15 protein-coding genes and 3 tRNA genes are annotated in these 18,109 nt (G+C 73.0%); 8 read left to right on the top strand and 10 right to left on the bottom strand.

Annotation, left to right across the window (positions count from 1 at the left end):
* Positions 1-7 precede the first annotated feature (7 nt).
* From ACYVHU_RS18830 to ACYVHU_RS18805, 6 genes are all read right to left on the bottom strand, one after another.
* Entirely contained in the window at positions 8-550 is a 543-nt protein-coding gene (locus ACYVHU_RS18830) for an MFS transporter (protein WP_144390194.1), read from the bottom strand.
* Between the two features lie 146 nt (positions 551-696).
* Positions 697-1,245 (bottom strand): TetR/AcrR family transcriptional regulator, encoded by a 549-nt coding sequence (locus ACYVHU_RS18825; protein WP_498949142.1) that lies wholly within the window; start codon positions 1,243-1,245, stop codon positions 697-699.
* A gap of 1,043 nt (positions 1,246-2,288) precedes the next feature.
* Positions 2,289-2,825 (bottom strand): NUDIX hydrolase, encoded by a 537-nt coding sequence (locus ACYVHU_RS18820; protein ID WP_078762923.1) that lies wholly within the window; start codon positions 2,823-2,825, stop codon positions 2,289-2,291.
* 975 nt (positions 2,826-3,800) lie between these two features.
* Positions 3,801-3,877 (bottom strand) — tRNA-Val (locus tag ACYVHU_RS18815).
* A gap of 12 nt (positions 3,878-3,889) precedes the next feature.
* Positions 3,890-3,960 (bottom strand) — tRNA-Cys (locus tag ACYVHU_RS18810).
* 37 nt (positions 3,961-3,997) lie between these two features.
* Positions 3,998-4,070 (bottom strand) — tRNA-Gly (locus ACYVHU_RS18805).
* 190 nt (positions 4,071-4,260) lie between these two features.
* Between ACYVHU_RS18805 and ACYVHU_RS18800 the strand changes: the two genes are divergently transcribed.
* Positions 4,261-5,484 (top strand): molybdopterin molybdotransferase MoeA, encoded by a 1,224-nt coding sequence (locus tag ACYVHU_RS18800; protein WP_235001077.1) that lies wholly within the window; start codon positions 4,261-4,263, stop codon positions 5,482-5,484.
* Positions 5,485-5,497: 13 nt separating this feature from the next.
* On the opposite strand, the gene selD is transcribed toward ACYVHU_RS18800, so the two are convergent.
* Positions 5,498-6,529: a selenide, water dikinase SelD gene (gene selD / locus ACYVHU_RS18795; protein ID WP_078762922.1), complete on the bottom strand. Its 1,032-nt coding sequence runs from the start codon at positions 6,527-6,529 to the stop codon at positions 5,498-5,500.
* Between the two features lie 162 nt (positions 6,530-6,691).
* On the opposite strand from selD, the gene ACYVHU_RS18790 reads away from it, so the two are divergent.
* A complete protein-coding gene (locus tag ACYVHU_RS18790; protein ID WP_432939503.1) occupies positions 6,692-7,390 on the top strand; it encodes a GntR family transcriptional regulator in 699 nt (232 codons plus the stop codon).
* Between the two features lie 27 nt (positions 7,391-7,417).
* Here ACYVHU_RS18790 and ACYVHU_RS18785 read toward each other — a convergent pair whose 3' ends face one another.
* Positions 7,418-8,971, bottom strand: coding sequence for an MFS transporter (locus ACYVHU_RS18785; protein ID WP_498949140.1), 1,554 nt, complete (start codon positions 8,969-8,971; stop codon positions 7,418-7,420).
* Positions 8,972-9,080: 109 nt separating this feature from the next.
* Here ACYVHU_RS18785 and ACYVHU_RS18780 point away from each other — a divergent pair, with 109 nt between their 5' ends.
* Positions 9,081-9,629 (top strand): TetR/AcrR family transcriptional regulator, encoded by a 549-nt coding sequence (locus tag ACYVHU_RS18780; RefSeq protein WP_498949139.1) that lies wholly within the window; start codon positions 9,081-9,083, stop codon positions 9,627-9,629.
* An 88-nt stretch (positions 9,630-9,717) separates the two neighbouring features.
* Here ACYVHU_RS18780 and ACYVHU_RS18775 read toward each other — a convergent pair whose 3' ends face one another.
* Positions 9,718-10,938, bottom strand: coding sequence for a PucR family transcriptional regulator (locus ACYVHU_RS18775; protein ID WP_498949137.1), 1,221 nt, complete (start codon positions 10,936-10,938; stop codon positions 9,718-9,720).
* 172 nt (positions 10,939-11,110) lie between these two features.
* On the opposite strand from ACYVHU_RS18775, the gene ACYVHU_RS18770 reads away from it, so the two are divergent.
* From ACYVHU_RS18770 to ACYVHU_RS18750, 5 genes are all read left to right on the top strand, one after another.
* Complete coding sequence (locus ACYVHU_RS18770; RefSeq protein WP_078762917.1) at positions 11,111-11,689, top strand: urease subunit gamma; 579 nt, start codon at positions 11,111-11,113, stop codon at positions 11,687-11,689.
* Entirely contained in the window at positions 11,686-13,374 is a 1,689-nt protein-coding gene (locus ACYVHU_RS18765; protein ID WP_078762916.1) for an urease subunit alpha, read from the top strand. The genes ACYVHU_RS18770 and ACYVHU_RS18765 overlap by 4 nt, the downstream gene beginning before the upstream one ends.
* A 36-nt stretch (positions 13,375-13,410) precedes the next feature.
* Positions 13,411-15,102, top strand: coding sequence for an amidohydrolase (locus ACYVHU_RS18760; protein ID WP_498949135.1), 1,692 nt, complete (start codon positions 13,411-13,413; stop codon positions 15,100-15,102).
* 10 nt (positions 15,103-15,112) lie between these two features.
* Positions 15,113-16,447, top strand: a complete 1,335-nt coding sequence (locus ACYVHU_RS18755; protein WP_078762914.1) for an MFS transporter — start codon at positions 15,113-15,115, stop codon at positions 16,445-16,447.
* Between the two features lie 236 nt (positions 16,448-16,683).
* Complete coding sequence (locus ACYVHU_RS18750) at positions 16,684-17,424, top strand: IclR family transcriptional regulator (RefSeq protein ID WP_235001076.1); 741 nt, start codon at positions 16,684-16,686, stop codon at positions 17,422-17,424.
* Here the strand turns inward: ACYVHU_RS18750 and ACYVHU_RS18745 are convergent.
* The gene (locus ACYVHU_RS18745) at positions 17,421-17,963 is read right to left on the bottom strand and encodes a gluconokinase (protein ID WP_078762912.1); all 543 of its coding nucleotides are present in this window, start codon (positions 17,961-17,963) and stop codon (positions 17,421-17,423) included. The genes ACYVHU_RS18750 and ACYVHU_RS18745 overlap by 4 nt on opposite strands.
* Positions 17,964-18,109: the final 146 nt, after the last annotated feature.

The raw sequence follows: 18,109 nt of genomic DNA, 5'->3' as shown, positions 1-18,109 counted from the left end.
GGTGGTGTCATCGGGGTCTGTTGCTCGAAGGGGTTATCGAAGGGCAGGAGGGGCCGGCGGCGGCCGGGGGCATTCGGGGGTGGGACAGAGGGAGAAGGGCCAGGACGAGGGAGACGACGACGAGCACGCTCTGGCCGAGGAGGACGGTCGTGAACGCGATGCCGCCTGATGTCCCCGCGGTGCCGATGGCGATCCCGGCCAGGGCGGCGAGCCCGATCGCGCCGCCCAGCCGCTGCACGGCGTTGACCAGCCCGCTGAGCACACCCGATTCGCCTTCCCCGGTGTCGTGCAGCGCCATCGAGGTGGCGGTGACGGCGCCGAGGCGGCCGCCGAGCAGCAATCCGGCGAACGCGATGAGGTAGCCGTTCACGACGAGTGTGAGTTCAGCGGTCGAGAGCCCGAGGTCCTCGCGGATCGCCGGCTCGGCGAGGTCGATCATCGCGGTGGTGAGAACGATCAGGAACATGGAGGTCGCCAGCCCGGCCACCGCGCGTGGTACCCGCGGGCGTGGGCGGGTGTCCGCCGTGGGGGGCGTGGTTGGGGCGCTCATCGGTCCGTCCTTCCAGCGAGTGTTCGCTTCCACGGTTGGGGCGGTGGTGACGCGCTCCCGTCTCGATGTGCCCGGTCGGTCGCAATTCTCTCTTTGAGAGTGAGTAGTCACTATCAAAAACTTAAAAAACACGTTGCTTCCGGCGCTCAGGAGCCGGAATCCAGAAAACGCTTGGCCCACTCGTCGTGTTCGGCGCGGGCCGGCAGGTCCATGGAGGCGGCCACCATGTACAACATGCCCGCGGCGAAGAAGTCGTGCGCCGGATCGGTGCCGACCTCGGGCAGGACCTCCAAGCGCCCGAAGACGTCCTGTGTCCATCGGTGCATCAGGTCGCGAATGTCGGGATCCTCGCAGGCGGCATACCCCTGGAGCAGGATGAGCATCAGCTCGCGTCGTTCCATCAGGCTTCCCCAGGCGTCCGCCATCGTCTGGAGTGGATCGCGTTCGGCGGCCTCGCCCGGAACGAGCATCTCCTGTGCGATCGTTTCGAAGGTCTGCTCCAGGACCGCGATGAACAGCTCCTTCTTGGTCGAGAAGACACGGAACAGGTTCGGGTGGGAGATCTCGACCGCCTTGGCGATGTTCACGGTCGAACCACCGTGGAGCCCCTTGTGACTGAACTCCTTCAGCGCCGCGGCGAGGATCTGCTCGCGGCGGCGTTCGATGCTGACCCGTGGTCTGCGCCCTCCCGGCATGTTTGATAGTTAACACTCACTACGAAACCGGCGTCAACCCTGCGGCCTCTGGAGCGGGTGCCAGGGTGTGGTGTGCGGCGACGCCGCCGTTGAGCTGGCCGAAGACGTGGTGTGGGTTGTGGCCCCGGAGTCGGGGAGGGCCGTCTTGGGACGGGTAGGGAACGCCGGAGGGGCCGGGAGCGCGGCCGTGATCTGGGGTTCGGTGTCCGGAGGCGGAGAACGGCGCACTCGCGGTCACGAGGTGCGGTGTGGGTCACATTCACGTCGGCGTGGTCTGGTGGCGGGGACGGGCGGCCCGGGCTGTCCGTCCGGGACGCCGGCGGCGGGGGAGGCGAGGCGTCCACCATCAGGACACCCCCGAGACGGAGCGGCGGGGACTCGGTGTGCCCGAGTGCCGAAGGTAGAGGGGCGTGGTGACCCCCGCCCCCCGGGGGTGAACGGCTCTTCGCCGTGACACCGGTGCTGGGGAGCGTCAGCGTCGGGAAGACGAGAACGGGTCCGCCGGGACGGTGGTCTCCCGGAGATCTCTGCGGCGGAGTACCAGGCTCCGCCGAAGGCGGCGGGCTCCAGGCGGAGTCGCCGGCCCATGCTCCCGCGGTGCGCGCAGCGGTCGGTCACGCGGTCCGATGACGCCGGCCGGCGCGTACAGCACCATGAAGGCCGCGCTGAGCGGTGGCAGGACGGGAAGACCCTTGTTCGGCGGTCACCGGGCGAGGGCCGGTTCCCCGGCGGCCCGCTTCGCGTGGGCGGCAGGACCCGTTCGCAGGACCACGCGCCCGCACGAGGGCCGACTCCCGCGGAAAACCGCCGTCCTCCGCGTCCGGCCCCGTCGGGGAGCGCGCCGGCCGCGCGCTCTGAGCGGCGGACGCGATCGCCGCAGCACCGCCGGCCGCGCCTGTCCCGCCATGCGAGGCCCTCCCCGACACCACGGGCAAGGCGCGTCTCGCCCGCGCCCTACGGCACCGCTGCGGCGAAGACCGTCGTCCTCCGGGGCGCGTACACGTATCCGAGGTGCCGTGATGAGGTGGCCCCTCGACCGTGGATCAGACGCCGCCACGGACCTTCGTGTAGACGAACAGCAGCGCGCTCATCGACGTGCCCGCCACGATCTTCCGCTGCGCGACCAGCTCCGGTACCGACGCCAGCGGTACCCACTCGATCCGCTCGGCCTCCCAGTCGTCAGCCGGATCGCCCACGCGCTCCGCCGTCTCGGCGAGGAACACGTGATGCTCGGAGTCGCTGATGCCCGGGCTCGGCTGGACACGGAGCAGCGGACGCAGCGGGCCCGGCCGCCAGCCGGTCTCCTCCTCCACCTCGCGGGCCGCGGCCGCCGCCGGTTCCTCGTCGTCGTCGATGCCGCCGAGGGGGATCTCATAGCCCCAGGTGTCGGTGATGAAGCGGTGGCGCCATTCCAGCAGCACCCGGTTGCGGTCGTCGAGGACGACGGCGCCGGCCCCGGGAGCCGAGCGGATCAGCCGGTGCCGCAGGTGTCGGCCGGCGGTGATCTCCACATCGGCGATCCGGACATCCAGCCACGGATCGGTGTAGAGCGGCTTCTCGGAATGGACGGTCCAGCGCATGGGGCGACTCCCAGGAGCGAGGGCGGCGTCAGCGGCGTCGCTCCCTAGGACACCACACCCCGGGAGGGGGCTCCGCAACGGCGTGTCCGACGGACTCCCACACTCGGGCCGACCACTGCGGGAGGCCACCGCCGCGCGCACGGACCGGAGGCGGCCGTGGAGCCACCCGGACTCGATCCCGCGAACCCGTTGCGGCGTGCGCCGGGTCCGCGCTGGCGCCTCGTCGACACGGCCACGCCGGGCGCAGCCGGGGACCGGGCCGGCGGATCCGCCCGCGCGGGTGCGCGCCGCGCTGCGCCGAAGCGAGATCGCCGAGCCGCCGTAGTGCCTCGGCTCGCCGGGGCTCCAGCAGGCCGGGTTGTACGCAGGAGGACTCCCGCGGACCGCGTGTCGACGCGGATACGCCCGGCCGGGGACCCCGGCAACGAGGCCAGGGGCGCGCCGATCGCCATACGGGCGGACGCGCGGACCCGTGCCGCGTTCGGGACGCCGGTCAGGGCCGTCGGCGCGCGCAGGGCCGTCCCGTAGCTGGACGGCCAGCCGGTACTCACTCCGTGGCGGCCACGGCCCGGCCGACAAGAGAACGGGGAGACACCGAACGCGCGGCCCCGCCCGCCCCGGCCACGCGCGGCGCGGCGAGGAAGTGGCCAGGGCGTCCTCGGTGCCGACCGACGTGTAACACCGCGCCCAGTCCCCAGGGGACACGATCATGGCCGGGGGCTCGGCAGGACACAGGGCCGGCTCGTGCAGCCCGTCGAGAAGGGCCCGCAACGGCCGGTAGCGCGAGGTGCAAGACGCGGCCGGTCGCGCCCTCGACGTGGCCCACGGGCGGGCCGTCGGGGAACTCCGGCGGCGTGACCGGGACGGCGCTGCCGCAAGGGCGGTGCCCACCCCGAAAACGAAAAAGGCCTCCCAGTCGTCTCCCACGTCGGCGTGAACCGTCGAGGGATCTCTCTGAGAGACCCATGGTGTTACTGGTGGGCGATACAGGATTCGAACCTGTGACCTCTACCGTGTCAAGGTAGCGCTCTAACCAACTGAGCTAACCGCCCGAGTCGAACTCGAGGTGGAGACGGGATTTGAACCCGTGTCGACGGCTTTGCAGGCCGCTGCCTCGCCTCTCGGCCACTCCACCGGATTCACTTGGAGGAACGCGCTCCTCCTCGTCTCCGAGCGGACGACGGGATTCGAACCCGCGACCCTCACCTTGGCAAGGTGATGCTCTACCAGCTGAGCCACGTCCGCCTGAGGTTCGGCCCCCCGGTCCGTTTTCCCGGCCCCGGCGCCGCCCTGCGAGAAGAACTTTATCGGAATCTCCGGATACGGCAAATCGAGGTGAGAGGGGTGGACGGGCTCCCCGGGGCGAGGAGGGGCCGGCGCGCCCGAGGGGGTGGGGGCACGCCGTGGCGCGGATGCCGGGGATATAAGTGGAGGGGTGCGAGTACACAGAGAGGCGAGGGCCCACGGCGCGGACATCGCCCGGCCCTGGAACGTCGCCCGCGCGGCGGCGCGCGACCTCGGCGCCCGGGCCGTCCGTCCGCCCACGCGGCGGCTGCCGTTAGAGGAGGCACGCGGCGCGACGCTCGCCGAAGACCTGGTGGCACTGGTCGGGGTGCCCTCCTACGACACCTCCGCCATGGACGGCTACGCCGTCGCCGGCCCCGGCCCCTGGAACGTCGTCGGCCGTGTCCTGGCGGGACAGCGCGACGGCCACGCGGCGCTGCGACCGGGGCAGGCCGTCGAGATCGCCACGGGCGCCCCGGTCCCCGGGGGAACCGAGGCCGTACTGCCCTACGAGCACGCGCTCCGCCGTGGCGCCGAGGTCACCGGTGAGGCCCGGCCGGGCCGGCACGTCCGCCGGGCGGGGGAGGAGACCGCCCGCGGCGAGACGGTGCTGCCGGCCGGGACATCGGTCACGCCGGCCGTGCTCGGCCTGGCCGCGAGCCTGGGACACGACGCGCTCGCGGTGCGGCGGCCGCGGGTCGCCGCCCTGGTCACCGGCGACGAGCTGGTCCACTCGGGGCTTCCCGCCCCGGGGACCGTGCGGGACGCGATCGGCCCGCTGCTGCCCGGAATGGTGGAGTGGGCGGGCGCCCTGCTCGAGGACCCCCGCCACATCGGCGACGGGTTCGGGACGATGGTCTCGGAGCTGTCCCGGATCGTGACGGCCGGGACGGTCTCGATGATCGTGGTCTGCGGAGCCTCCTCGGTCGGGCCGGCCGACCATGTGCGCGGGGCGCTCGCCGAGCTGGGGGCTCGGACGGTCGTGGACGGGGTGTCCTGCCGCCCCGGACACCCCCAGCTCCTGGGGCACCTCGGTTCGCTTCGGGAACCCGGCCCCCTCGTGGTCGGGCTTCCGGGCAACCCGGGCGCGGCGCTGGCGGCGGCGGTGACCCTGCTCGTGCCAGCCCTCGCCGCGCTGTCCGGCCGGGCCGACCCCACGGCGCGGTCGCCCCGCGCGCTGCCCCTGCGGGGGGAGGTCGAACCGCACGGGCACGACACCCGCCTGGTCGCGGTGCGGATCGAGGACGGCCACGCGGTCCCCGTCGGCCACGACCGGCCGGGAACGCTGCGCGGCGCGGCCATGGCCGACGCGCTGGCGGTGATCCCCCCGGGCTGGTCGCCCCCCGAGGCCGAACTGGTGTGGCTGCCCCGGTAGCGCGGTCCCGGGATCAGCGCAGCGTCAGGGCGTGCTCCCCCTGGGGGAGCAGTTCCCCGATGACGGTGCCGCCGGGGATCTCGCCGGCCACCAGCAGACCACCGGAGGTCTGGGCGTCGGCCAGCAGGAGCAGGCCCTCCTCCCCGGTCCCGCCCGGGTCCAGGTGGGGGGCCACCCAGGCGAGGTTGCGCCGGGTGCCGCCGCTGACGTGTCCGGCCCGCACGGCCTCGCGCGCGCCGGGCAGGAGGGGAACCGCCGCGACGTCGATGACCGCGGACACCTTCGAGGCCCGGGCCATCTTGTAGCAGTGGCCGAGGAGACCGAAACCGGTGACGTCGGTGGCGGCGGCGATACCGGCCGCCACCGCCGCGCGCGCCGCGTCGCGGTTCAGCGTGGTCATCGTGGCAATCGCCTCGGCGCTGACCTCCCCCGTCGCCTTGTGGCGGGTGTTGAGCACGCCGACGCCCAGGGGCTTGGTCAACGACAGAGGGCTTCCGGGGCGCGCCGCCCCGATACGCAGGAGCCGCGCGGGGTCGGCGAGCCCGGTGACCGCCATGCCGTACTTGGGTTCGGGGTCGTCCACGCTGTGACCGCCGGCGACGTGGCATCCGGCGGCGTGTGCGACGTCGAGGCCGCCGCGCAGCACCTCGGCGGCGAGGTCGCCGGGCAGGATGCCACGCGGCCATCCCAGCAGGTTGACGGCGACCAGCGGTTCGCCGCCCACGGCGTAGACGTCGGACAGCGCGTTGGCCGCGGCGATGCGCCCCCAGTCGTAGGGGTCGTCGACCACCGGGGTGAAGAAGTCCGCGGTGGCCACGACCGCCCGGCCGTCCCCCGTCCGCACGACGGCGGCGTCGTCGCCGTCGTCCAACCCGATCAGCAGCTCGCCGACAGGGGAGCGCGGCGTCCCCCCGAGCAGGCCGGCCACCACCGTCTCCAGTTCGCCGGGCGGGATCTTGCAGGCGCACCCGCCCCCGTGGGCGTAGTGGGTCAGGCGGGGCGCGGCGGGCCGGGGCGAGGCGACTTCGGGCTCCTTCGTCGTCATGCGACCACGCTAAGTGACGACGGCGTCGGTGTCGCCTTCCCGGCGTTCTCGGCCTTTCGCGCCGCGGCCCTGCCCCGGCCGTGGGGTTGAGTAGACTTCGGGCACGACAGCCCCGGACGCCCCGGGCCTTTGACCCTCGACGAAAACGGAGCCGCTCCGCCCATGGCCGCATCCCGTTCCTCCGAAGGGCTGCTCACCAACCGCGTGCAGCGTCCGGTCCCGTTGCGTGAGGCGGTGTATGAGGCTCTGTTGGAGCTGATCACCCGGCGTCAGTTGGAGCCGGGGCGGCATCTGGTGGAGAGTGAGCTGGCGGTCCGGTTGGGGGTGTCGCGTCAGCCGGTGCGTGAGGCGTTGCAGCGGTTGAGCAACGAGGGGTGGGTGGACCTGCGGCCCGGGTATGGGGCGTTCGTGCACCGGCCGACCGAGAGCGAGGCCGATCAGCTGCTGGCGGTGCGGGCCCTGTTGGAGACCGAGTCCACGCGCCTGGCCGCGCGCAACGCCGACGAGGACGGCGTTGCGCGGCTGCGCGAGCTGTACCGCGCAGGGGTGGCGGGACTGGAGCGCGCCGACAGCGACGCCATGGTCGACGCCAACGCCGACCTGCACCGCTGCATCACCGAACTGTCCGGCAACACGGTGCTGGCCGAGCTCGCCGGTCAGGTGGCGCGCCGGGTCCGCTGGTACCACGCGTTGGTCGTGCTGGACCGCGGCGCCGCGGCCTGGGACGAGCACGCCCGCATCATCGACGCGATCGCGGCCGGCGACGCCGAGCAGGCCGCCCGCCTCATGCGCGAGCACACCGAGGCCACGCGCCGGGCCTACCACGAGCGGGCCGCCGAGGAGACGACGGAGGACCGCTAGCCGGGCGCGGGCCCACGACGTGCCGGGTCAGTGCCCGCTGTTCTCGGGCGCGCGGTAACGCCCCGCCCCGCGCAGCAGGAACCCGGTCTGCACCGCGGCGTAGGCCACGATCACCATGCCGATGAGGCTGGTCACGTGGATGCCGTCGGTGAAGGCGGTGCGCGCGGCGAGCATCAGCGCCGCGCCGGCCTCCCCGCCCAGTCCGCCGGCCGCCTCGACCGCCCCGCCCAGCGTCTCGCGGGCGGCGTCCATCACCGCCGCGGGCACCCCGGCCACCGGTTCGAGGTGGGAGCGGTACATGGCGGTCAGGACACTGCCGAGGACGGCGACGCCCAGCGCTCCGCCCAGCTCGTAGGCGGTCTCGGACACCGCCGAGGCCGCGCCGGCCCGGCTCGGCGGGGCCGCCGACATGATCGCGTCGTTGGTGAGCGTGTCGGAGAGCCCCACGCCGGCGCCGATCAACGCGAACGCGATGGTCACCGGGACCACGCCGTCGTCCAGCGGCAACCGGGTCAGCAGCGCGAACCCGACCGCGGTGAGCGACAGCCCGATGACGATCACCCCGCCCAGGCTCAGCCGGCGGGCCAGGGCGACCGCGACGAAGTGCGCCACGATCGTCAGGACCAGGCCGGGCAGGAGGAGCACGCCCGCGCGCAGTGGGGAGATCCCCTGCACGATCTGGAGGTACTGGGTGAGGAAGAACAGCGACGCCGACAGCGCGAACACGACCATCAGGTTCGTGGCCACGCCGACGCTGAAGGCCCGGATCCGGAACAGGCGGACGTCGATCATCGGCGCGTCCAGGCGGAGCTGACGCCGGACGAACACGTAGCCCAGGAACAGGCCGAACGCGATCGCCGCGAGCGGGACGAGTCCGGGACCGCCCTCGGCGATCTTCTTCACGCCATAGACCAGGGGCAGCATCGCCAGGAGGGACAGCGCCGCGCTGGGCAGGTCGTAGCGGCCGGGGGAGGGGTCGCGCGACTCGCGCACGAGGAGCGGGGTCAGCGCCAGGATCAGCAGCATGACGGGCAGGTTGATGAGGAACACCGACCCCCAGCGGTAGTGCTCCAGAAGCCAGCCGCCCAGGATCGGGCCCAGCGCGGATCCCGCGGAGAACATCGAGGCCCACGCGGCGATCGCGAGCAGCCGCTGGCGGGCGTCCAGGAAGATGTTGCGGATGAGCGACAGGGTCGAGGGCATCAACGTGGCCCCGGCGAGCCCGAGGAGGGCCCGCGCCGCGATCAGCATCTCGGGGCTGGAGGCGTAGGCGGCCGCGAGGGAGGCCAGGCCGAACCCGGCCGATCCGATGAGGAGGAGCCGGCGGCGGCCGATGCGGTCGCCCAGGGTGCCCATGGTCACGAGCAGGCCGGCCAGCATGAACGAGTAGATGTCGACGATCCACAGCAGCTGGGTGCCGGTGGGGGCGAGGTCCTCGCTCAGGTAGGGCACGGCGAAACCGAGCACGGTGGCGTCGACGGCGATCAACAGGACCGGCAGGGTGAGCGCGGCGAGGGCGGCCCACTCGCGCGGCCCGGCCTTGGGAGCGCCCGTGTGGGTGCCGGTAACTGCGGAGGTCATGGTTCCTGATCTCTTCGGAAAGTGGGATGCGGGGCGGCGAGGGGACGCACGGATCCCATTCTCAACCGTCCGGCCGGTACAGTACCGTCCAGCCGGTACAGTGTCAATCGTGAGTGCTGCGACCACCCGAGACCGTATTCTCGACGCCCTCCAGGACATCCTGATCGAGCAGGGCGGATCCGCCGTGACGCTGGAGGCCGTCGCCGCCGCCGCGGGCGTCTCCAAGGGCGGCCTGCTCTACCACTTCCCCTCGAAGTCGGCGATGATGACCGGACTGGCGCGCCGTCTCGCCGACCGGGCCCGCGACGAGTTCCACGAGGCGGTCCACAGCGAGGAGGGCGTCGTCCGGCGGTTCCTCAGAACCTCGCTGCCCGAGTCGGTGGAGGAGACCGAGCTCTACTGGTCGGTCATCGCCGCGTTGCGCGGTGAGGAGGACGTCTCCGACGAGGCGCGCCGGCTCATCGGTTACGTCTTCGCCGAATGGGCGCGGCTCCTGCACGACGAGATCGACGATCCCGTGCTCGCCGAGACCATCCGTCTCGTCGGCGACGGTCTCTACCTCACCGCCATCGCCGGTCTGCCCCAGCCCGACCCCGATCTGGTGCGGCGGGTCATGGACCGGCTCGTGGCGCAGGCCGAGTCCCACCGGCGCCGCTGAGCGGTCGCGGGCCGGGAAACGCCCGTCCCCGGCCCGCGCGTGCGGCGTCGCCGTGACGGGATGCCCCGGCGCGGGGCCGGCCGCGAGGTCAGCCCGCGCCGTGACCGGCGCAGGCCAGGGCCAGCAGGACGGCGGCGGCCTCGGTGGGACGCGAGGGGGAGTATCCGGTCAGCTCGGCGAAACGGGACAGCCGGTTGAGAACCGTGTTGCGGTGGCAGTACAGGGCGCGCGCGGTCTCGGCCACCGATCCCCGCGCGCAGTAGACCGTCACCGTCTCCAAGAGCCGTTCCCGCTCGTGCGGGGCCACGGTCTCCAGCCCGCCCAGCACCACCTCGGCGAGCATCGCGCCGACGTCGCCGAGCCGGGCGGCGGCCACCGGGGCCCACGCCTCGCCGAGCGTCACCGGCTGCCGGGCGTCGCCGTCCAACGTGGTGGCGACCTCGGCGGTCGCGCGCAGCACGTCGGGGACCCGGGCCAGGCCGCGGGCCCTCGGGCCGATCGCGCACGGCACCCTGTCCAGCCAGGCCGGCGCCGTGCCGCGCCCACGCGGCAGTTCGGCCACCAGCACCAACAGGCCGTTGTGATCGTGCAGGTGCAGCGCGTCGTCGGAGGGGTGCGCCGCGACCGCCGCGCGCAGGGCGGACTGGTGGTCCGGCGGCGCCACCGCCACCACGAAGTCGGCCTGGGCGTTCATCCGCAGCGCCGTCGCGACCTGCGCGACCAGGTGGGTGTCGCGTCCGTCGGAGGAGAGCAGACGCCCCATGAGCACGGTGCGCTGGCGCTCCCGCTCGCGGGCGAGCACGGCCACCTCGTCCAGGTAGGCCGTGTGCACCTGCACGGTGTGGAGCTCCACGGCCTCCCAGACCCGCACGGCGCCGCGGGTCAGCGCCGGCAGGTCGGCCGGGCGGATCCGTTCCAGCATCGCCGTCCACAGCACGCGGAAGTCCATGCGGACCGCCTGGAGCAGCAGTTCCAGCGGAAGCCCCTGGTGGACCCGGCGCCGTCCCAGGCGCGCGGAGATGTCGGCCAGACGGTCGGGGATCGACAGCCCCCCGATGATGCGCAGCAGCAGCTCCAGGCAGGGGCGCGCGGTCTCGCGCAGGTCCTCGACCGGCACGGAGTCGTGGTAGCCCTCGACGGCGTTCACCTGGGCGACGAACAGTTCGACGAGCTCGTCGAGGTCGTCCAGGCACTCGTGGACGACCTGACGCAGCGCCTCGGGGACGGGCAGGGACGGAGGAACGCCGAAGTCGTCACGCACCGCGACGGAGGCCGCCGCTGGGTCGCCGAAACGGTCCGAATTGTGCATGTGCCCATTATGCGCCGGCGAGGTCGCTGCGATTCACCATTGTCTCCGCCCAGGTCACGGCGGCATGGTTGAGGGAAGGTGAGCGGCCCCACATGGTGACCGTGGTCGCATCGGCACAGCCCGGCGGCCGCGTCCCGGTGCCGCGCGGAGACCACGACCACGGGAGACGGCGATGCATGTGACGCCACGCGAGCAGGAGCGGCTGACACTGTTCGCGGCCGCGCAACTCGCCCGGCGGCGGCTGGAGCGCGGCGCGCGCCTCGGGGCGACCGAGGCGATCGCGCTGGTGTGCGACGAGATCCTGGAGATGGCCTGGGACGGCCTCGCGCTGGAGGAGGTGGTCGAGCGCGCCCGCTCCGTCGTGCCCCGTGAGGCCCTCCTCCCCGGTGTCGCCGCGACGGTGCCCAGCATCCAGGTCGAGGCATTGTTCCCGCACGGCTCCTCCCTGGTCCACGTGGACCTTCCCTTCGGACCCCCCGAGGCCGACGGGCCCGGGGCGGTGCGCACCGCGGCCCCCGACATCGAACTCGCCCCCGGGCGTCGCCGCGCCGAGCTGGAGATCGTCAACACCGGCCACCGCCCGGTCTGGGTGTCGTCGCACTTCCCGTTGGAGGAGGCCAACGCGGCGCTGGAGTTCGACCGGGAGGCCGCGCGCGGCTACCGGCTGGACGTCCCCGCGGGCACGTCCCTGGAGTTCCGTCCGGCCGAGCGCCACACCGTCGGCATCGTCGAGCGAGGAGGAGACCGATGACCCGCATGGACCGCGGAGACTACGCCGCCCTCTACGGGCCGACCACGGGCGACCGGATCCGACTCGCCGACACCGACCTGTGGGTGCGTGTCGAGGCCGACGACACCGAACCGGGCGAGGAACTGCTCGGCGGCTGCGGCAAGACCGCCCGTGACGGCCTGCTCGTCACCGGAAAGGCCCCGCGCGACAGCGCGCTCGACATGGTCATCCTCGGCGTGGTCGTCATGGACCCGCTGATCGGCGTCCGCAAGACCAACATCGGCATCAAGGACGGCCGCATCGTCGGCATCGGCCGGGCCGGCAACCCCGACACCACCGACGGCGTCGAGCTGGTCGTCGACTCCCACACGGCGATGATCACCGGCGAGGGCATGATCGCCACAGCGGGCGTGGTCGACTCCCACGTCCACCTCTCCAGTCCCGAGGTCGTGCCCGCCGCGCTCGCCGCCGGCGTCACCTCGCTGGTCGGGATGGGGATCGGCGGCGTCTGGGACGTCGGCGCCAACCCCGCCTACAACCTGCACAGCCTCATCGAGGGCTGGCGCGACGCGCCGATCAACGTCGCCTTCCTGGCCCGTGGCTCCTCCTCGTCCACGGAGCTGCTGGAACGGGCGGTGATGGCCGGCGCCGGAGGCTTCAAGATCCACGAGGACTGGGGGGCCACCCCGCGCATCGTCGACACCTGCCTGGACGTCGCCGAGCACGCCGACCTGCCGGTGGCGCTGCACACCGACACGCTGAACGAGTCGGGGTACCTCTCCGACACGCTGCTGGCCACCCGCGGGCGCACCGTGCACGCCTACCACGTCGAGGGCGGCGGCGGCCATCCCGACCTCCTGGAGATCGTGTCCCAGCCGCACGTCCTCACCTCCTCCACCACCCCGACGCTGCCGCTCACCCCGGCCACCGTCGCCGAGCTGCTGCCGATGACGCTCACCGTCCACCGGGGGCACCATGGCGTCGACAGCGACCTGTCGATCGCCGCCAGCCGGGTGCGCGAACACGCCATCGCGGCGGAGAACGCGCTCCACGACCTCGGCGCGATCAGCATCGTCAACTCCGACTCGATGGGCATGGGCCGCATCGCGGAGACCGCCCGGCGCACCTGGCAGCTCGCCCACGTCCAGGCCCACCTCGCCGGCGAGGCCGGTCCGGACGTCGACAACAACGCGCGCGTGCTGCGCTACCTCGCCAAGATCACCCTCAACCCCGCCATCGCGCACGGCATGGCCCACGAGGTGGGGGCGTTGCGCCCCGGCGCCATCGCCGACATCGTCCTGTGGCGGCCGGCGACCTTCGGCGCCCAGCCGGAGATGGTGCTCAAGTCCGGGTTCGTCGCCTGGGGCGTGAGCGGTTCGGGCTCCGGCTCCACCCGGCTCACCCAGCCCCGCGTCATGCGCCCCTACTTCGGGGGACTGGGCGGGGCGCCGCGCCGGCTGTCGCGCGTGTTCGTCTCCCAGGCGTGCCTGGACGACCGCGCCGCGGCCGACGCCCTGCCCAAGGGGGTCCGCTACGCCGCGATCCGGGACAGCCGTGGCCTCTCCCGCGCCGACATGATCGCCAACACCGCGGTCCCCGACGTGAAGGTCCCCACCACACCCGACTCGGTGCTCGTGGACGGGCGTCCCATCGACATCCACCACGCGGCGCAGCTCCCGCTCACCCGGCTGCACCACCTGGCCTGACCGGCCAGGGCATCACCAACGGAGAATGAAGTCCACGTGCTCGACCTGAAACTGCGCAACGCCCGGATACGGACGGTCGACGACGACCGGCCCCGGGCCCACACCCTGGGCGTGTTCGCCGGCCGCATCCTCGGCCTCGACGAGGACGTCGCGGACCTGCCGGCCCGCACCACGATCGACTGTGGCGGGGCGGTCGTCGTCCCCGGGTTCGGCGACGCGCACAACCACATGGCCTGGTACGGCCAGTCCCTGGGGGAACTCGACCTGGAGGGCGTGGCGACGCTGCCCGCGCTCTACGACGCGGTCGCCCGCCGCGCCGCGGAGCTGCCGCCCGACGCCTGGGTGCTCGGTTCCGGCTACGACGACACCGTCATGGGCGCGCATCCGCACCGGGCGGAACTGGACCGGGCCGCGGGCGGGCGCCCGGTGTGGCTCAAGCACCGCTCCGGCCACATGTGCGCGGTCAACAGCGAGGTGCTGCGGCGGGCCGGGGTGCTCGACGGCGGCGCGCGCGTCCCCGAGGGCGGTGTCGTGGTCCGCGACGCCGACGGGGAGCCGACGGGCCTGCTCCAGGAGCAGGCCCAGAGCCTGGTCTCCGCCCTCGTCATGCCCTACTCCGTCGAGGAGCTGGCCGAGGCCGTCGGCCGGGCCAGCCGCATCTACGCGGCCGAAGGGCTCACCCACGTCGTGGAGGCGGGGATGGGCCGCGGCCTGATCGGCCGCAGCCCCGTCGAGGCCGCCGCCTACCAGCTCGCCCGCGACCGCGGCACGCTGCTGACCCGCGTGGAGCTGATGCCGGCCGGCGACAACCTGCACCCGTTGGAGTCCCACGCCGACGACGGCATCGACGTCGGACTGGACCTCGGCCTGCGCACCGGGTTCGGGGACGACCGGCTGCGCCTGGGACCGATGAAGATCTGGCTCGACGGCTCCCTGATCGGCCGCACCGCGGCGGTGAGCGAACCGTTCTGCGGCCACCACGCCCACGGCAGCGGCTACTTCCAAGACGACCCGGAGCGGATGCGCCGACTGGTGATCGACGCCCACCGCGCCGGCTGGCGGGTCGCCGCGCACGCCATCGGGGACGAGGCGATCGACCTCGCGCTCGCCGCGTTCGCCGAGGCGCAGCAGAGTCTCCCGCGCCGCGACGTCCGCCACCGGATCGAGCACTCCGCGGTCGTGCGCCCCGACCAGCTCGACCGCTACGCCGAACTCGGCGTGGTCCCCGTCCCCCAGGCGCACTTCCTCTACGCGGTCGGCGACACCATGTCCGAGGCGCTCGGCCCCGAGCGCACCCGCTGGATGTACCGGCACCGGTCCTTCCTGGACCACGGGCTGCGGGTGCCGGGCAGTTCGGACCGGCCGGTGGCGCCGGGCGCGCCGCTGCTCGGCATGCAGTCCATGGTCGAGCGGCGCACCGCGTCGGGGGTCGTCTTGGCCCCACAGGAGCGCGTCACCGCCGAGGAGGCGCTGCGCGCCTACACCCTCGACGCCGCCTGGGCGAGCCACGACGAGCACCGTCGCGGCAGTCTCACCCCGGGCAAGGCAGCCGATTTCGTGCTGCTCGCCGACGACCCGCTCGACGTCGACAGCGGCCAGATCGGCGGAATCCACGTCCTGGCCACCTTCGTGGCCGGCGAATGCGTCCACGGGGCCGACCTGATCGCCGGCCACGGGCTGGCCGGCGACGGCCCGATCCCCCTGCCGCCCAACGCGGCCGGACTCTAGGAGCAACACCATGACCCAACACAGCCCGTCCGCACCCGGCGCGCCGCCCCAGGGGGGCAAGCCCGTCGTGACCGACAAGGACGCCGGCCGCATCGCCTTCGCCGCGTTCGTCGGCACCGCGCTGGAGTGGTACGACTACTTCCTGTTCGGTACGGCCGCCGCCATCGTCTTCAACCGGCTGTACTTCACCACGCTCAACCCGACGGCCGCCACGCTCGCCGCGTTCGCGACCTTCGGTGTCGGCTTCGTGGCCCGCCCCGTCGGCGCCGTGATCTTCGGCTGGGTCGGCGACCGGATCGGACGGCGCCCGGCACTGCTGATCACCGTGGTGATGATCGGTGTGGCGACGGGCCTCATCGGTGTCCTGCCCGACTACGCCGCGATCGGGATCGCCGCGCCGATCCTGCTCGCGCTGCTGCGGCTGCTCCAGGGCATCGCGGTGGGCGGCGAATGGGGCGGCGCGGTGACGCTGGCCGTCGAGCACGCCCCGCCGGAGCGGCGCGGACGCTACGCGGTGCTCCCGCAGATCGGCTCGCCGGTCGGTACGCTGCTGTCCTCGGGGGCCTTCTCCCTGGTGCTGATGATGCCCGCGGACACCTTCGACTCCTGGGGTTGGCGTCTGCCCTTCCTCGCGGCCTTCCCCCTGCTGGTCGTCGCCGTCTACATCCGCCGCAAGGTCGAGGAGTCCCCGCTCTTCGACGAGCTGCTCCAGCAGGACGACCGCGCCAAGGTGCCGGCGGTGGACGTGTTCCGCCAGGCGTGGGGACGTCTGATCGTCGCGATCGCCTCGGCCTTCCTCGGCGTGGGCGGCTTCTACATCATGACGACGTTCGCCATCAGCTACGGCAGCGACACCCTCGGCGTCGAGCGGTCCGTCATGGTCAACGCGACCCTGGTCGCCGCGGTCGCCCAGATCGTCGTGCTGATCGTGGTGGGACGGATCTCGGACCGGCTCGGCCCGGGCCGGGTCACCCTGTGGGGCGGTGTGGCGACCGCGATCTGCGCGCTGCCGATCTTCATGCTGATCGACACCCGCAGTCCGCTGCTCATCATCCTGGCGGTCTCGGCCGGGGTGTGCGTGCTCTCGGTGGCCTACGCGGTCTCGGGCGCGCTCCTCACCGAGCTGTTCCCCGCCCACCTGCGCTACAGCGGTGTGGCCCTGGCCTACAACATCGCCGGCGCGCTCAGCGGCTTCCTGCCGTTCGTGGCGACCGCGCTGCTGGACCGCACCGGCGGCAGTTCCGTGGCGCCGGTGGCGCTGCTGATCGGCGTCTCGCTGATCACGGCGGTCGGCGGCTTCTACGGGGAGCGGCTGCGGGTCAAGGACAACGTGGTCAGCGCCTGACCCCTTTTCCGGCCCCGCCGTCGTGGGCCCGTTCCTCGGACGCGAGGGACGGGCCCACACGTCTGTCGGGGAAGCGGTGCGGGTCAGGGGAGGGCTCCCTTGACTATCGTTGCCACATGGCAGCCAGTGACGAGCGCAGGGACAGGGCCGGGAGTGGAACCCGGCGGGGGGACGTCGAGAGCGGGGGACCGAGGTCTGCCGGCGGGCGAGGGGCGCGCGGGAGGGACGGGTCGCCGGTGCAGTCGGTCGATCGGGCCGTCACGGTGCTGGAGATCCTCGCCCGCTACGGGCAGGCCGGCGTGACCGAGATCGCGGGGGAGCTGGGGGTCCACAAGTCCACGGCCTTCCGGCTCGTCGGCGCGCTGGAACGGCGAGGCCTGGTCGAGCAGCCGGGCTCGCGGGGGAAGTACCGTCTGGGGATCGGCGTCGTCCGGCTGGCCGGGGCCATGACCACGGGCCTCGTTCTCGTCCGGCACAGCCGTCCGGTCTGCGAAGTCCTCGCCGCGGAGCTGGAGGCGACCGTGGACGTCGCGGTTCCCGGCGATGGCGGGGTCGTCAACGTCGACCGCGTGACGCCGGCGCCGGGAGAGGACGGCGCGCGACAGGTCGGCCGGGCGGGCCCGTTGCACGCCTCCTCCACCGGCAAGGTCCTCCTCGCCCACATGCGGCACAGTGAGCGGGGCCGGGTGCTGCGCGGCTCCCTGGAGCAGGTCACCCCCGAGACCGTCACCGTTCCCGAACAGCTGCGTGCCCAGCTCGACGAGGTGCTGGAGCGGGGCTATGCGACGGAGGTGGGGGAGCGGCAGGCGGGGCTCAACGCGGTCGCCGCCCCCATCCGCGCCGCGGACGGTCAGGTCGTCGCCGCGGTCGGCGTCACGGCCCCCTCCACCCGGATGCCCACGGGAAGGCTGGGGGAGATCGGCGCCGAGGTCGTCGCGGCGGCGAGGAAGATCTCGGCCCGCCTGGGGGGCGGCTAGCGCAGCGCCGATCCGGCCGGACCGTCGGAGAGGTCGGCGATGCGCCCGTCGATGAAGCGTACGGCCAGGTCGATGATCTCCTCGGGAGACGGCTCGACGTCGATCACGATGCCCGCCTCGTCCTGCTCCAGGGGTTCCAGGGTCGCCGCCTGGGAGGCCAGCAGGCCGGCGGGCATGAAATGCCCGGCGCGCTCGCGCAGCCGCCGTCCGATCAGCTCGGTGGAACCGTCGAGGTGGATGAACTCCACCCGGCCGGGGGCGCCGCTGCGCAGTACGTCCCGGTAGCTGCGCTTGAGGGCGGAGCAGGCGACCACGGTGGTCTCGCCGCGGCGCTCGTGCTCCTCGATCCACTGGGCGAGCGAACGCAGCCAGGGCATCCGGTCCTCGTCGGTGAGGGGGACGCCGCTCGACATCTTGGCGATGTTGGACTCGGGGTGGAAGGCGTCGGCCTCGGCGTGGGGCAGACCCAGCCGTTCGGCGACCCGCAGGGCCACCGTGCTCTTCCCGCTGCCGGACACTCCCATGACGACGAAGTGCATCTGTCCACCCTTCCGCGACACCGTCGCGTGAATATGTGATCGCCCAAGAGCGATCCGTTCAATAGTGTTACCAATGATCGCGCTAGTCTTCCGTGCGCCCGGCACCGGCCCGGCGGAACGGGCCCGTGACGGCGCGATGACCTGAG

The organism is Marinactinospora endophytica (assembly GCF_054780875.1).
Note: the sequence above shows the minus strand (reverse complement) of the source record. Positions and strands in the feature narration are given on the sequence as shown.

What these genes read in the sequence shown, in the direction of transcription:
- ACYVHU_RS18830 (WP_144390194.1), bottom strand. Translation starts at nt 550, where the DNA reads ATGAGCGCCCCAACCACGCCCCCCACGGCGGACACCCGCCCACGCCCG.
- ACYVHU_RS18825 (WP_498949142.1), bottom strand. Translation starts at nt 1,245, where the DNA reads ATGCCGGGAGGGCGCAGACCACGGGTCAGCATCGAACGCCGCCGCGAG.
- ACYVHU_RS18820 (WP_078762923.1), bottom strand. Translation starts at nt 2,825, where the DNA reads ATGCGCTGGACCGTCCATTCCGAGAAGCCGCTCTACACCGATCCGTGG.
- selD (WP_078762922.1), bottom strand. Translation starts at nt 6,529, where the DNA reads ATGACGACGAAGGAGCCCGAAGTCGCCTCGCCCCGGCCCGCCGCGCCC.
- ACYVHU_RS18790 (WP_432939503.1), top strand. Translation starts at nt 6,692, where the DNA reads ATGGCCGCATCCCGTTCCTCCGAAGGGCTGCTCACCAACCGCGTGCAG.
- ACYVHU_RS18785 (WP_498949140.1), bottom strand. Translation starts at nt 8,971, where the DNA reads ATGACCTCCGCAGTTACCGGCACCCACACGGGCGCTCCCAAGGCCGGG.
- ACYVHU_RS18775 (WP_498949137.1), bottom strand. Translation starts at nt 10,938, where the DNA reads ATGCACAATTCGGACCGTTTCGGCGACCCAGCGGCGGCCTCCGTCGCG.
- ACYVHU_RS18770 (WP_078762917.1), top strand. Translation starts at nt 11,111, where the DNA reads ATGCATGTGACGCCACGCGAGCAGGAGCGGCTGACACTGTTCGCGGCC.
- ACYVHU_RS18765 (WP_078762916.1), top strand. Translation starts at nt 11,686, where the DNA reads ATGACCCGCATGGACCGCGGAGACTACGCCGCCCTCTACGGGCCGACC.
- ACYVHU_RS18755 (WP_078762914.1), top strand. Translation starts at nt 15,113, where the DNA reads ATGACCCAACACAGCCCGTCCGCACCCGGCGCGCCGCCCCAGGGGGGC.
- ACYVHU_RS18745 (WP_078762912.1), bottom strand. Translation starts at nt 17,963, where the DNA reads ATGCACTTCGTCGTCATGGGAGTGTCCGGCAGCGGGAAGAGCACGGTG.